Origin of the sequence: Mesorhizobium sp. M0909, assembly GCF_040319515.1 — a bacterium.
Lineage (GTDB): Bacteria > Pseudomonadota > Alphaproteobacteria > Rhizobiales > Rhizobiaceae > Mesorhizobium.
This window is the reverse complement of sequence record NZ_JAMYOA010000013.1, coordinates 126396-139611: the sequence shown is the minus strand read 5'-3', so window position 1 is coordinate 139611 and position 13216 is coordinate 126396. Positions and strand designations below refer to the sequence as shown.

General features: G+C 60.1%; 13 protein-coding genes and 1 tRNA gene. 1 reads left to right on the top strand and 13 read right to left on the bottom strand.

Features of this window, described 5'->3' with window-relative positions; all coding sequences use genetic code 11:
- Positions 1–492: 492 nt before the first annotated feature.
- The 4 genes from NKH83_RS20665 to NKH83_RS20650 all read right to left on the bottom strand — a co-directional run bounded on the left by NKH83_RS20665 (position 493) and on the right by NKH83_RS20650 (position 1979).
- Entirely contained in the window at positions 493–738 is a 246-nt protein-coding gene (locus NKH83_RS20665) for a hypothetical protein (RefSeq protein WP_352508454.1), read from the bottom strand.
- A gap of 118 nt (positions 739–856) precedes the next feature.
- A complete protein-coding gene (locus NKH83_RS20660; protein ID WP_352508453.1) occupies positions 857–1168 on the bottom strand; it encodes a hypothetical protein in 312 nt (103 codons plus the stop codon).
- A 162-nt stretch (positions 1169–1330) separates the two neighbouring features.
- The gene (locus tag NKH83_RS20655) at positions 1331–1765 is read right to left on the bottom strand and encodes a hypothetical protein (protein ID WP_352807021.1); all 435 of its coding nucleotides are present in this window, start codon (positions 1763–1765) and stop codon (positions 1331–1333) included.
- A 138-nt stretch (positions 1766–1903) separates the two neighbouring features.
- Positions 1904–1979 (bottom strand) — tRNA-Lys (locus NKH83_RS20650).
- Positions 1980–2287: 308 nt separating this feature from the next.
- On the opposite strand from NKH83_RS20650, the gene NKH83_RS20645 reads away from it, so the two are divergent.
- Positions 2288–2767 carry a BA14K family protein gene (locus NKH83_RS20645; RefSeq protein ID WP_352807018.1) on the top strand — a complete coding sequence of 160 codons (480 nt, stop codon included), beginning with the start codon at positions 2288–2290 and terminating at the stop codon, positions 2765–2767.
- Positions 2768–2842: 75 nt separating this feature from the next.
- Here the strand turns inward: NKH83_RS20645 and glpK are convergent, their stop codons facing one another.
- From glpK to NKH83_RS20600, 9 genes are all read right to left on the bottom strand, one after another.
- Positions 2843–4336, bottom strand: a complete 1494-nt coding sequence (glpK, locus tag NKH83_RS20640) for a glycerol kinase GlpK (protein WP_352807015.1) — start codon at positions 4334–4336, stop codon at positions 2843–2845.
- A 145-nt stretch (positions 4337–4481) separates the two neighbouring features.
- Positions 4482–6209, bottom strand: coding sequence for an ABC transporter substrate-binding protein (locus NKH83_RS20635; RefSeq protein WP_254817346.1), 1728 nt, complete (start codon positions 6207–6209; stop codon positions 4482–4484).
- 78 nt (positions 6210–6287) lie between these two features.
- Positions 6288–6554, bottom strand: a complete 267-nt coding sequence (locus NKH83_RS20630; RefSeq protein WP_031193610.1) for a DUF2160 domain-containing protein — start codon at positions 6552–6554, stop codon at positions 6288–6290.
- 173 nt (positions 6555–6727) lie between these two features.
- Complete coding sequence (locus tag NKH83_RS20625) at positions 6728–7642, bottom strand: carbohydrate ABC transporter permease (protein ID WP_352478954.1); 915 nt, start codon at positions 7640–7642, stop codon at positions 6728–6730.
- A 1-nt stretch (position 7643) separates the two neighbouring features.
- The gene (locus NKH83_RS20620) at positions 7644–8510 is read right to left on the bottom strand and encodes a carbohydrate ABC transporter permease (protein WP_023674893.1); all 867 of its coding nucleotides are present in this window, start codon (positions 8508–8510) and stop codon (positions 7644–7646) included.
- Position 8511: 1 nt separating this feature from the next.
- Entirely contained in the window at positions 8512–9579 is a 1068-nt protein-coding gene (locus NKH83_RS20615; RefSeq protein ID WP_254817349.1) for an ABC transporter ATP-binding protein, read from the bottom strand.
- Positions 9580–9588: 9 nt separating this feature from the next.
- Positions 9589–10668: an ABC transporter ATP-binding protein gene (locus NKH83_RS20610; protein WP_254817350.1), complete on the bottom strand. Its 1080-nt coding sequence runs from the start codon at positions 10666–10668 to the stop codon at positions 9589–9591.
- Positions 10669–10707: 39 nt separating this feature from the next.
- Complete coding sequence (gene glpD, locus NKH83_RS20605; protein ID WP_352807009.1) at positions 10708–12234, bottom strand: glycerol-3-phosphate dehydrogenase; 1527 nt, start codon at positions 12232–12234, stop codon at positions 10708–10710.
- Between the two features lie 125 nt (positions 12235–12359).
- Positions 12360–13127 (bottom strand): DeoR/GlpR family DNA-binding transcription regulator, encoded by a 768-nt coding sequence (locus tag NKH83_RS20600; protein ID WP_352478957.1) that lies wholly within the window; start codon positions 13125–13127, stop codon positions 12360–12362.
- Positions 13128–13216 lie beyond the last annotated feature (89 nt).

Genomic DNA, 13216 nt, shown 5'->3' with positions numbered 1-13216 from the left:
GCTCACCGGCACGATGATGGACGATGGCGCGGGCGGCTAACGCCACTGCATGCGTTCGGCACGAGGCTGTCACCCATGTCGTAGGTACAAACTGTTACCCATGTCTCCGGGCCGTACACAAAATCACCTATGATGACGACGTGAAGGGCTTTGGCATCCGCGTCAGCAAGGCCGGTGCCCGTGCCTTCATCCTGAACTACCGGACTCGCTCGTCGATACACGATCGGCTCTTTCCCTGACTGGAAGTGCGGCGCGGCCCGTGAGGAAGCGAAGCACCTCTAGAAGGACGCAAGGTCAGCGAGTATTCAACCCTCGCCGACGAATTTCTTCTCGGTATGTCTCTAGGACCCTATCAGCCCAAGAATTAGGGGGATCCAAAAGAACCGGGAATTTCTTCGCAAGGCCGCCGTATGTCGAAACTAATTCCGTGTCTGTCATAAGGGGGATTTTTTCCAGCACGTCGGCAAATTGGTCATCGAGTTCGGTCATTGTCTACCGCCGTTCCAGTTCACTAACTCTGGCCTCCAGCGAAGCGATTTGCTGCGCCAGTTCCCGGAGCAATTTCTGCTGATTGTTGTGGTTCTCGACCTCCCGGTCGTTGATAAAGTTGACGCAGGCCACCAAGCGCTCGCTTACGGCATTGATGTGATCGGCGAGATCGAAGCCGTACATCGTCGCGCCTCGTTTACACGTGCCTTCATCCATGAGGCCGCTTCCGGCTGGCAAAGCGGTCATCATCAGGATTATTCCCGAAAGTAGAAGCGTTAGCCGGCACATCTCAAATCTCCCCGCATTGAGCGCGCGAGCTTTGTCCCTTGTTGAGGAAAACGCAAGCTCGCCGGCCAGTGCAGTGACCTTAATCCACCATGTCACGCAACGGCTTTTTGCGCTTGGGCGGCCTGTACTTCTCGACCGGCTTGACCTTCCCGAGATCGACCGTCACCAGCGGTCCCAGGTCGATTGTCACCTTGCCGCCTTCCTCGTCTATGCGCGTGACCTCGCCCATCAGCTCGATCTGCTGACCCCGCTTGACCTTGGATTTGCTGTCCACGATCGAATGCGGGAAGTTGTAGGAGGGGATTGAGACGCTGATACGGTCGTCGGTGACCCGCCTGCGTACCGTGGCCGTGATCGCAACCACGTCACCGATGCCAATGCCCCGCGCCATGTACGGGAGTCTGGGGCGGCCGGTGCCTTAATCAAGATTTTGCTAATATAGACTCAGACTGCAAGCTTCGTCCGTTTCCTCCTCTCTACTGCCCCGATTTGGCGAATTTGGCCCGCTGCCTCACGGTGGCGGGCTTCTGACTTAGCCTGTTTGCTCACCCGTTTACACAACGGGCTCTGAACTGACTTCCGACACTTTGAGGGCCAAGTCTGTCATTGCCCTTCCCCAGCGGATAGCGTCTTGCATTTCCTCGATCGAGGTGACTTCAACGGCCAAGCCGTCACCTTCCCTTTCGTAGCGCAGAAACACAATCCAGTTCGGTCTGCTGTTAAGGTGACCTGCACAATTCGAATGAGCGATTCGATTTCGCACCTTTGACCGCAATTCATACTGCCGCTTGTGTTTCTTCATGCTACGCGCCGCAGCCTCGCCGCCTGGCTGTGATCTTAGCTTTCGATAAATCTCATTAAACCGCTTTGGTGTAGAGAGCTGCTGAACAAAGTCGGCACCGTCCACCGGGTGCATATTGAGTATCTTCGCGACCATCAGGCCCATTGCGCCGTCTAACTTGGCCCAGACCAGGATGACATCCAACATGACCTCGCGGTGTCGAGCGGTCAGTTGATTTAGCGCTATGTCATTCAAGGCATCTGTTCGGACATAGTGCGGACACCAACTTCCGCGGACACAAAAACCCGCCCTCACCTCTCGCAACCTGTTGAAAAACTGTGGATTTGGTGAGCGCGATGGGATTCGAACCCATGACCTACTGATTAAAAGTCAGTTGCTCTACCGGCTGAGCTACGCGCTCCCGCGGGCTCAGAAAGGCCGCCCTCGAAATTGCGCGGAACATAGGGAGAGTGCCTCTGCCGGTCAACCGGAAAAAGACGGCTCCCAAACCGGACTTTCCTGTCGCGTCATCATGCCGTGCGGTGCGCTTCGGCGTTGACGGAATTGCCTCCGTCTCGCGCAAGTCCGAAGCTCGCGCTTTGCGGGACAAGCGCAAGCAGCGAATCGAGAGAACCTTTGCAGATCAGCAACTTGGGATTCTTAGCGGAACAATTTGCGCAGCCTGCCCGTTTTTCCGCGACAAGGGACACGCGTTTCAAGGAGAAGATCATGAATAGGATCATGTCGGGCCTGCTGGCGACCACCCTTTCGATCTCATTCGCTGCCGCGGAGATCGTGCCAGTCAACGCTCAGCCCAGCTATGCGCCCCCTGCCCAAGGGCTCACCTCGAATGTCCAGACCGTTCAGTACGAGCCGTGGCGGAGGCACCGGAATTTCAATCGCGATTTCTCGCGTCGCGATTTCTCCCGGCGCAGTTTTGCGCGTGACGACGGCATGTATTGGCGTGGCCATCGCGGCTATCGCGAATATCGTCGCGGCTATCGCCGCCATGGCGACTACTGGTTCCCGCTGGCCGCTTTCGCCACCGGTGCGCTGATTACCGGCGCTATCATCAACAACCAGAATCGAGTCTATCGCGGCGATGCCCATGTGCATTGGTGCTATGACCATTACCGGAGCTATCGTGCCTCTGACAACACCTACCAGCCCAATTACGGTCCGCGCCGGCAGTGCCGGTCGCCTTACTGAGTCGTGATTAGAGACTGTAAGCCCGCGCCCGCAACGGCGCGGGTTTCATGGGTGCGAAGCCGGTGCCCTCCCTGCTTATTGCACGCTTAGCGTCCTGCGCACAGCGTGGCGCCAACCTGCCAGCTTGGCGGCACGTGTCGAAGCATCCATCTCCGGCTTGAACCGGCGCTCGAGCGCCCAACTCCTGGCGAATTCCCGCGCCTTCGGCCAGGCACCCGCCTTCGAGCCGGCCAGCCATGCCGCACCAAGCGCGGTCGTCTCGAGAATTGTCGGCCGGTCGACCGGCGCATCGAGAATGTCGGCCAGCCGCTGCATGGTCCAGTCCGACGCCACCATGCCGCCATCGACCCTGAGCACAGTCTTGGCCGAAGCGCCCTTCCAGTCCTTGCGCATAGCGTCGAGCAGATCGCGCGTTTGGAACGCAACGGATTCCAGCGCCGCGCGGGCAAATTCCGCCGGCCCCGAATTGCGGGTCAGCCCGAAGATGGCGCCCCGCGCCTCGGCATCCCAGTGCGGTGCGCCGAGCCCGACGAAAGCCGGCACCAGATAGACGTTCTGCGTCGGATCGGCCTCCGCCGCCAATTTGCCGCTCTGCTCGGCCTTGCCGATCACCTTGATGCCGTCCCGCAGCCACTGCACGGCGGCGCCGGCGATAAAGATCGAGCCCTCCAGTGCATAGGTGGTCTTGCCGCTCAGCCTGTAGGCGATGGTGGTCAAAAGCCGGTTCTTCGAACGCACCAGATCGCTGCCGGTGTTGAGCAGCGCGAAGCAACCGGTGCCGTAGGTCGATTTCATCATGCCTGGCTCGAAACAGGCCTGGCCGATCGCCGCCGCATGCTGGTCGCCGGCCACACCGAGGATTCTGATCTCTGTGCCGAACAGACTTTTGTCGGTGATTCCAAAATCATCGGCACAGTCTTTCACCTGCGGCATCATTCTTGCAGGTATACCAAGAATGGCCAGCAACTCGTCATCCCAGGCGTTTTGTTCGATGTTGTAGACCAGCGTGCGCGAGGCATTGGTGGCGTCAGTGGCGTGGACCTTGCCGCCAGTCAGGCGCCAAATCAGGAAGCTGTCGATGGTGCCGGCCAGCAGTTCGCCCTTCTCGGCGCGTTTTCTGGCGCCCTTCACCTTGTCCAGCATCCAGGCGATCTTGGTGCCGGAGAAATAGGGATCGAGCAGCAGGCCGGTCTTTTTCGTGAATTTCTTCTCCAGCCCCAGCTTCTTCAGTTTCTGGCATAGCGGCGCGGTGCGGCGGTCCTGCCAGACAATCGCGTTGTGAATCGGCTCGCCGGTCTCCTTGTCCCAGATGACGACGGTTTCGCGCTGGTTGGTGATGCCGATCGCGGCGACGTCCGCTGCGTTGCGGCCGGCTGTCTTCAGCGCGGCCCTCACCGTTTCCACGACGCTTGACCAGATTTCCTCGGGATCATGCTCGACCCAGCCGGAGGCCGGATAATACTGGGTGAATTCCTTTTGCCCGCTGCCGACGACCTTCATCTTGTCGTCGAACAGGATCGCCCGGCTCGATGTCGTTCCCTGGTCGATTGCAAGGATGTATCCGGTCATTCTCTCTCCCGTCGAAGCGAATTCAAGGTGCTGCGATGTCTCGGCGCCAGATAGCGCGGAGCCGTTCACGCAAACAGGGGAGACGGCAACATGCCGCCTCCCCTGAGTATGGCGATGCGGGCGCGAACGCCCGCATCAAACAGCCCTATTGCTGCCAGCTCTTCACCAGCTCGTCATAGTTGATGGTGACCGGTTTTTCCTTCTCGTTCTCGATCTTGAGCTGAGGAGCGAGATTGCCCTTCTTGACCGCGTCGGCGTTCCAATAGGCGAGGTCATGCTCTTCGGCCATCTTCGGGCCGATATCGCCCTGGACGCCCGACTTCTCGATGCGGCTCATCACTTTTTCCTGCTCGGCGCAGAGCGAGTCCATCGCTTCCTGCGCGCTCTTGGCGCCCGATGAAGCGTCGCCGATAGCCTGCCACCAAAGTTGTGCCAGCTTCGGATAATCCGGCACGTTGGTGCCGGTCGGCGACCATTGGACGCGTGCCGGCGAGCGGTAGAACTCGATCAAGCCGCCGAGCTTCGGCGCACGCTCGGTGAAGCTCTTGTCGTGGATCGTGCTCTCGCGGATGAAGGTCAGGCCGACATGGCTCTTCTTCACGTCGACCGTCTTCGAGGTGACGAACTGCGCGTAGAGCCAGGCGGCCTTGGCGCGGTCGGTCGGCGTCGACTTCATCAGCGTCCAGGAACCGACGTCCTGATAGCCAAGCTTCATGCCGTCCTTCCAGTAGACGCCATGCGGCGACGGCGCCATGCGCCACTTCGGCGTGCCGTCGTCGTTCAGCACCGCCTTGGCGCTGGCGTCGACCATGCTGGCGGTGAACGCGGTATACCAGAAGATCTGCTGGGCAACCGCGCCCTGCGCCGGCACCGGCCCTGACTCAGAGAAGGTCATGCCCTGGGCTTCCGCCGGTGCATAGGCCTTCAGCCAATCGAGGTACTTCTGGATGGCATAGACAGAAGCCGGACCATTGGTGTCGCCGCCGCGCGCCGTGCAGGAACCGACCGGTCGCGAATTCTCGTCGACCTTGATGCCCCATTCGTCGACGGGCAGACCGTTCGGAATGCCCTTGTCGCCATTGCCAGCCATCGACAGCCATGCGTCGGTGAACCGCCAGCCGAGCGACGGGTCCTTCTTGCCATAGTCCATATGGCCGTAGACCTTCTTGCCGTCGATCTCGCGGCCGGTGAAGAACTCGGCGATGTCCTCATAGGCCGACCAATTGACCGGCACGCCGAGGTCGTAGCCGTATTTAGCCTTGAAGTCCGCCTTGTTCTTCTCGTCATTGAACCAGTCGTAACGGAACCAGTAGAGGTTCGCGAACTGCTGGTCGGGAAGCTGGTAGAGCTTCTTGTCGGGCGCGGTGGTGAACGAGGTGCCGATGAAATCCTTCAGGTCGAGATTCGGGTTGGTGACATCCTTGCCGTCGCCTGCCATCCAGTCGGTCAGGTTGCGCACCTGCTGGTAGCGCCAGTGCGTGCCGATCAGATCGGAATCGTTGACCCAGCCGTCATAGAGGTTCTGGCCGGTCTGCATCTGGGTCTGGATCTTCTCGACGACGTCGCCTTCCTGGATGACGTCATGCGTGACCTTGATGCCGGTGATGGCCGTAAAGGCCGGCGCAAGCACCTGCGATTCATACTGATGCGTGGCGATGGTTTCGGAGACCACCTTGATATCCATGCCGGCGAAAGGTTTCGCGGCATCGATGAACCATTGCATTTCGGCTTCCTGGCCGGCGCGGTCGAGCGTCGAGAGGTCGCCGATTTCCTTGTCCAGGAAGGCCTTGGCCTCGTCCATTCCGGCATAGGCATTGCTTGCCCCTAGCAACAGGACAAGCGCAGTTGTTGATGTCAAGAATTGCCGTCGCATGTATTTCCTCCACTGTTAAAGTTCAAAGCGCGATCTGGATCGGCGGCCGGCACGCCGCCGTTCCAACAGTTTCCCCCTCTATACGTAGCGGAACACACCGACGGCGTAGACCACGGAGAGAGCGAGAGCCCACCACAGATTGGGTCCGACTAGACCCAGCCAAGCGAGATGGATAAAGGCGCTGCCCAGCAGCGACAGGAACAGGCGGTCGCCGCGCGTCGTTTCGAAGCGCAGCACGCCGACGCGCGGATTGCCGCCCGGCGAGACGTATTCCCACACCGCCATGCCGCAAAGCAGCAGAAAGATGGTTCCAAAGAAGGCCGCGGTCGGCCACGTCCAGGCCATCCACGAAAAATCGAGGTTGGACGAGAGGTTAAATCCCCACAGGCGGATATTGGCCGGATCGCTGAAGCCTACCGTTATTGCCACGAAATCGATTTGAAGTGCCACCCAGGCCACGACGACCAGGGCAAGAAACAGCACGGCCCACCACCATGGGCTTCTGTCGACCTGCTCCATCATACCCTCCCCAGGGCAAAGCCCTTGGCGATGTAGTTGCGCACAAACCAGATGACGAGCGCGCCGGGAATCAGCGTCAGCACGCCGGCGGCGGCAAGCAACCCCCAATCCATACCGGCGGCCGAAACGGTGCGGGTCATGGTCGCGGCGATCGGCTTGGCGTCCGTGGTCGTCAGCGTGCGGGCGATCAAGAGCTCCACCCACGAGAACATGAAGCAGAAGAAGCACGCCACGCCGATGCCGCTCGCAATCAGCGGCATGAAGATCTTGATGAAGAAGCGCGGGAACGAATAGCCGTCGATATAGGCGGTCTCGTCGATCTCCTTGGGCACGCCCGACATGAAGCCTTCGAGGATCCACACCGCCAGCGGCACGTTGAACAGGCAATGCGCCAGAGCCACGGCGATATGGGTGTCGATAAGGCCGAAGGCCGAATAAAGCTGGAAGAATGGCAGCGCGAACACCGCCGGCGGCGCCATGCGGTTGGTCAGCAGCCAGAAGAACAGATGCTTGTCGCCGAGGAAGCGATAGCGCGAAAAAGCATAGGCAGCAGGCAGTGCCGCAGCCACCGAAATCACCATGTTCATAACCACATAGGTGATCGAGTTGATGTAGCCCGAATACCAGGACGCGTCGGTGAAGATGGTGCGGTAATTCGCCAATGTCGGCGCGTGCGGGTAGAGAGTCAGAGACGAGACGATCTCGCCATTGGTCTTGAAGCTCATATTGATGAGCCAGTAGATCGGCAAAAGCAGAACGACGATGTAGAGCGTCGGCACGATCCACCACCAGCGCGACTCCTCGCCGCGACGGCGCATCAGCCGTGCGATCTCGTCCTGTCGCAGCGTGCTGGCGAGCCCTTCCGAAGCTGTCGTCTCGCTCACCCTATCGGCTCTCTCTTCGGTGCGGCTCATCTCAACGCTCCGCGTCGTAATTGGTCATCACGGTGTAGAACACCCACGACAACAGCAGGACGATAAGGAAGTAGACCAGCGACATCGCCGCCGCCGGGCCGAGGTCGAACTGGCCGAGCGCGGTCTTGACGAGATCAATCGAAAGAAAGGTCGTCGAGTTGCCGGGGCCGCCACCAGTGACCACGAACGGCTCCGTGTAGATCATGAAGCTATCCATGAAGCGCAGCAGCACGGCGATCAGCAGCACGCGGTTCATCTTCGGCAGCTGGATGTAGCGGAACACCGCCCAGCGCGAGGCACCGTCGATCTTGGCTGCCTGATAAAAGGCATCCGGGATCGAGACCAGGCCGGCATAGCAGAGCAGGACGACGAGGCTTGTCCAATGCCAGACGTCCATGATGATGACCGTGACCCAGGCGTCATATGGGTCTTGCACATAATTATAGTCGATGCCGAGCGCGTTGACGTAATAGCCGAGCAGGCCAATGTCGTTGCGCCCGAACACCTGCCAGATGGTGCCGACGACGTTCCACGGGATCAGCAGCGGCAACGCCATCAAAACAAGGCACACAGGCACGCCCCAACCCTTCTTCGGCATATTGAGCGCAATGAAGATGCCGAGCGGCACTTCGATCGCCAGGATGATAAAGGAGAAGACAAGGTTGCGGATCATCGCCTGCCAGAAGCGGCTCGAGGAAAGCAGTTCCTCGAACCATTCCGTGCCGGCCCAGAAGAAGACGTTATTGCCGAAAGTGTCCTGCACCGAATAATTGACGACCGTCATCAGTGGTATGACCGCCGAGAACGCCACCAGCAGCAGCACCGGCAGCACCAGGAACCAGGCTCTATTGTTCCAGGTCTTTTCCACTTCAGGCCCCCATCTCGACGCGCCAGGAATCGGCATAGATGTTGATACCGGCTGGGTCGAACCGCACCTTCGGATCAGCCGGAACCGTCTCGTCCTCGCCGATGACGGCGGCGATCTCGCGCCCTTCGAGATTCGCACGGACCACCTTGTGGCGGCCGACGTCCTCGACCTTGCTGATCCGGACGGCCATGCCCTGGCTGCCCAGGCGCACATATTCGGGACGGATGCCGAGCTCGATGGCACCGCCACCGGCCTTAGGCACGCCCGGCAGTTCGATCTGCTGCGAGCCCAGCCGCGCAGTCTTGCCGTCGATCGCCACCGGCATGACGTTCATGCCGGGCGAGCCGATGAAATAGCCAACAAAGGTGTGGCGCGGGCGCTCGAACAGCTCTGCCGGTGTGCCGATCTGTACGATTTCGCCGTCATACATGACGACCACCCTGTCGGCGAAGGTCAACGCCTCGGTCTGGTCGTGCGTGACATAGACCATGGTGTAGCCGAAGCGGCGGTGAAGCTGCTTCAACTGGGAGCGCAGCATCCATTTCATATGCGGGTCGATGACGGTCAAAGGCTCGTCGAACAGGATGGCATTTACGTCGGAGCGCACCAGCCCGCGTCCCAGCGAAATTTTCTGCTTCTGGTCAGCTGTCAGTCCGCGGGCCTTTCGTTTGGCCATATCGGCCAGCCCGGTCATCTCCAGCGTTTCGCGCACCTTACGGTCGACGTCGGCCTCCGGCACGCCGCGATTGCGCAGCGGGAATGCCAGATTGTCGTAGACCGTCATCGTGTCGTAGATCACCGGGAACTGGAAGACTTGGGCGATGTTGCGCTCTTGGGTCGACAGATTGGTCACGTTCCTGCCGTTGAACAGCAACTGGCCGTGTGAGGGATGCAGCAATCCCGAAATGATGTTGAGCAGCGTAGTCTTGCCGCAGCCGGACGGGCCGAGCAGCGCATAAGCGCCGCCATCCTCGAAGGTGTGGTGCACTTCCTTCAACGCGAAATCGGCATCCGTGCGCGGGTTCTGCAGATAGGAGTGGCGGATATGATTGACATCGATGCGCGCCATCGCTTCCTCCTAAGCCGCCAGCTTCGGCGCGGCCACGGCGCGGCCGTGCTCGTCGAAGACCATGATGTGGCGCGGGTCGATAAACACCTCGACCTCCTCGTCCGGCTCGAAGTCGCGAATGCCGTGGGTCAGCATGACCCAGCGCGCATCGGCAAAATCGAGATGGATGAAGCTTTCCGATCCGGTGATCTCAGTGATCGTCACCTTTGCGCGCACCGGCACTGCGGCGGCGTTGGGCCGATCGAGGGAAAGATGATGCGGCTGGAAGCCGATCGTATAGATCGCATCGGCAATGCCGAAGAGTTCGGCCGGCACCGGCAATTTCACACCGCCCTCGAGCAGGAAATCCAGGCCCTTCTTGGCAAGCACAATGGTGTTGAGCGGCGGATCGGCGAAGGTTCTCGCCGTCACCAGATCGACCGGTTTGCGGAACACTTCGATGGTCGGCCCGAACTGGGTGATGCTGCCCTCGGAAAGCGTTGCCGTGTTGCCGCCGAGCAGCAAGGCCTCGTGCGGCTCGGTCGTGGCATAAACAAAGATTGTGCCGGCGGCCGCGAAGACCTTCGGCAGTTCCGCGCGTAATTCTTCACGCAGCTTGTAGTCGAGATTGGCGAGCGGCTCGTCGAGCAGCACGAGGCTGGCATTCTTGACGATGGCGCGGGCCAGCGCGGTGCGCTGCTGCTGGCCGCCCGACAGACTGAGAGGCGTCCGGTCGAGATAGGGCGTGAGTTTAAGAAGGGCGGCCGCATTGCGCACCTCCCTGTCGATCGTTGCCTGATCCGTGCCGGCTACCCGCAGCGGTGAGGCGATGTTCTCGTAGACCGTCATCGCCGGATAATTGATGAATTGCTGGTAGACCATGGCGACGTTGCGCTTTTGCACCGGCATGCCGGTGACATCCTTGCCATCGAACCAGACCGAGCCCGAGGTCGGCACGTCGAGGCCCGCCATCAGCCGCATCAGGCTGGTCTTGCCGGAGAGCGTCGGCCCGAGCAGGACGTTGAGCGAGCCGTGCTGAAGCGTCAGCGAGACATCGCGGATATGTTCTGCCGCACCCACCGTCTTCGTCACGTTTCTCAGTTCAAGCATGATGCCTCCTCCCAGGCTTTCTGCATCAGTCGGCCGTCCCTATTCGGCAGCCGCTACGTGCTGCCGGCTTATTCCGCGCATGAACTCGTCGAGCACTGCCGCCTGCTCACGGCTGAGACGCAGGCCGCGCTTGGTCCGGCGCCACAATACATCCTCGGCAGTCATCGCCCATTCGTTTTCGGCGAGGTAGCGCACCTCGGCTTCGTAGAGATCGGCGCCGAAGTTGCGGCCAAGATCGACGTTCGATTTGGCGAGGCCCAGCAGCTTCCTTGCGCGGGTGCCGTAGAGCCGGGTCAACCGGCGGGCTAGCCGCGCGTCGAGGAACGGGTACGCCGTTTTCAGTTTCGCCACTTCGGCATCGAAGCCGGTGACGGGAAAGTCACCGCCGGGCAGCGGCGCGTTTGCCGTCCATGGCTTGCCGCGCTTGCCGAGAAAACCCTCGATCTTCTCGAGCATCGATTCCGACAATCGGCGGTAGGTGGTGATCTTGCCGCCAAAGGCATTGACGATCGGGGCGGCACCCTCGCCTCCATCGGCCTTCAGCACATAGTCGCGGGTGGCTTCCTGCGCCTTTGAGGCGCCATCGTCGTAGAGCGGGCGCACCGCGGAATAGGTCCAGACGATATCCGACGGCTCGACCGGCTGCGCGAAATATTCGCTTGCCGCAGCGCAGAGATAGTCGATCTCGGCATCACTGATCCTGACGTCGTGCGGATCGCCGGGATAGTCCCGGTCGGTGGTGCCGATGAGCGTGAACTCGTCTTCATAGGGGATGGCGAAAATGATGCGCCCGTCCTTGTTCTGAAAGAAATAGGCGCGTGGGTCGTCGAATTTCTTGCCAACGACGATGTGGCTGCCTTGCACGAGGCGGACATTGTGCACGTCGTTCAAGCCGACGGTGGCCGACAGCACCTGATCGACCCACGGGCCGGCGGCATTGACCAGCAGCCGCGCCTTGACCTCCTCGGTATCGCCGGTCCGCACGTTTTCAAGCCTGACCGTCCACAGATTGCCTTCGCGGCGTGCGCTGACGACCTTTGTTCGGGTTCGAATGGTTGCGCCGCGCTCGGCAGCGTCGCGGGCGTTCAACACAACCAGCCGGGCATCGTTGACCCAACCGTCCGAATATTCGAACGCCTTTCGAAACAGCGGCTTCAGCGGCTTGCCGGCCGGATCCTTGGCCATGTCCAGCGTTTTCGTCGGCGGCAGCAATTTGCGCCCGCCGATATGATCGTAGAGGAAAAGCCCGAGCCGGATCAGCCAGGCCGGACGCAGCCCCTTGGCGTATGGCAGCACGAAGCGCATCGGCCAGATGATATGCGGCGCGTTCCTCCACAGGACCTCGCGTTCCATTAGCGCTTCGCGTACCAGGCGGAATTCGTAGAATTCGAGATAGCGCAAGCCGCCATGGATCAGTTTGGTCGAACCGGAAGAGGTTCCGCTGGCCAGATCGTTCATCTCGGCAAGAAATACCGAAAACCCACGCCCAACGGCATCGCGGGCGATGCCGCAGCCATTGATGCCGCCACCGATGACGAAAATGTCATGGATCGGTGATGCGCCCAAAGAGTCCTCCCTCGATTTCGCATTGCGGCATTTTTGGTTTCTTGCGAAACCGTACGGGAATTATTTCGAAATGATAACGAATGTCAAACGAAATATGATTGGCAACAGATGCCGCAACGGCATCTCTAAGAGAGCGACGTTTCGATCAGCTGAACTTCTGCCTCCTGGCAGATCCTACGCACCGATGGGATGTCGCAACGATCGGTGATAAAGGTGTTGACCTGCGACAGATGGCCGATGCGGACGGGCGCGGTGCGCTCGAATTTGGTCTGGTCCGACACGAGGATCACATGCCGCGCGTTGGCGATGATCGCCTGCGCGACCTTCACCTCGCGAAAATCAAAGTCGAGCAGTGCGCCGTCATGATCGATGGCCGAGGCGCCGATCACCGCAAAATCGACCTTGAACTGCCGGATGAAATCGACTGCTGCCTCGCCGACCACACCGCCGTCGGAACCGCGTACGACACCGCCGGCGATCACCACCTCGATCGAAGGATATACGCGCATCCTGTTGGCAACATTGATGTTATTGGTGATGACCATCAAGCCGCTGTGATCGAGCAGCGACTTGCTGACAGCTTCCGTCGTTGTTCCGATATTGATGAAAAGAGACGCGTTGTCGGGGATCAGCCGGGCTGCTGCGCGGCCGATCGCCTCCTTCTCCTCGGCGGCGATCTTGCGCCGAGCCTCATACTCCATGTTCTCGATGCCGGACGGGAACAATGCCCCGCCATGAATGCGAGACAAAAGCCGCTGGTCGCAGAGATCGTTGAGATCCTTGCGGATCGTCTGCGGCGTCACGTTGAAATGCGTCGCCAACTCCTCGACCAGTACGCGGCCATGGTCCTTGGCCATCTGGATGATTTCGGAATGACGCGGCGACAGATACATCTAGCAACCTCTCGTTTTCGTTTTACTTGTCTATAACGGAAAACGAAAGCCATGAACAGGAAGATCAGGTGGCTGCAAGAAAGCCCCGG

Excerpts from the sequence above, each read along its gene's own strand:
- NKH83_RS20615 (WP_254817349.1), bottom strand. The coding sequence starts at position 9,579 with ATGGCGCGCATCGATGTCAATCATATCCGCCACTCCTATCTGCAGAAC.
- NKH83_RS20655 (WP_352807021.1), bottom strand. The coding sequence starts at position 1,765 with ATGTTGGATGTCATCCTGGTCTGGGCCAAGTTAGACGGCGCAATGGGC.
- NKH83_RS20625 (WP_352478954.1), bottom strand. The coding sequence starts at position 7,642 with ATGAGCCGCACCGAAGAGAGAGCCGATAGGGTGAGCGAGACGACAGCT.
- NKH83_RS20600 (WP_352478957.1), bottom strand. The coding sequence starts at position 13,127 with ATGTATCTGTCGCCGCGTCATTCCGAAATCATCCAGATGGCCAAGGAC.
- glpK (WP_352807015.1), bottom strand. The coding sequence starts at position 4,336 with ATGACCGGATACATCCTTGCAATCGACCAGGGAACGACATCGAGCCGG.
- NKH83_RS20665 (WP_352508454.1), bottom strand. The coding sequence starts at position 738 with ATGATGACCGCTTTGCCAGCCGGAAGCGGCCTCATGGATGAAGGCACG.
- NKH83_RS20635 (WP_254817346.1), bottom strand. The coding sequence starts at position 6,209 with ATGCGACGGCAATTCTTGACATCAACAACTGCGCTTGTCCTGTTGCTA.
- NKH83_RS20645 (WP_352807018.1), top strand. The coding sequence starts at position 2,288 with ATGAATAGGATCATGTCGGGCCTGCTGGCGACCACCCTTTCGATCTCA.
- NKH83_RS20630 (WP_031193610.1), bottom strand. The coding sequence starts at position 6,554 with ATGGCCTGGACGTGGCCGACCGCGGCCTTCTTTGGAACCATCTTTCTG.
- NKH83_RS20610 (WP_254817350.1), bottom strand. The coding sequence starts at position 10,668 with ATGCTTGAACTGAGAAACGTGACGAAGACGGTGGGTGCGGCAGAACAT.
- NKH83_RS20660 (WP_352508453.1), bottom strand. The coding sequence starts at position 1,168 with ATGGCGCGGGGCATTGGCATCGGTGACGTGGTTGCGATCACGGCCACG.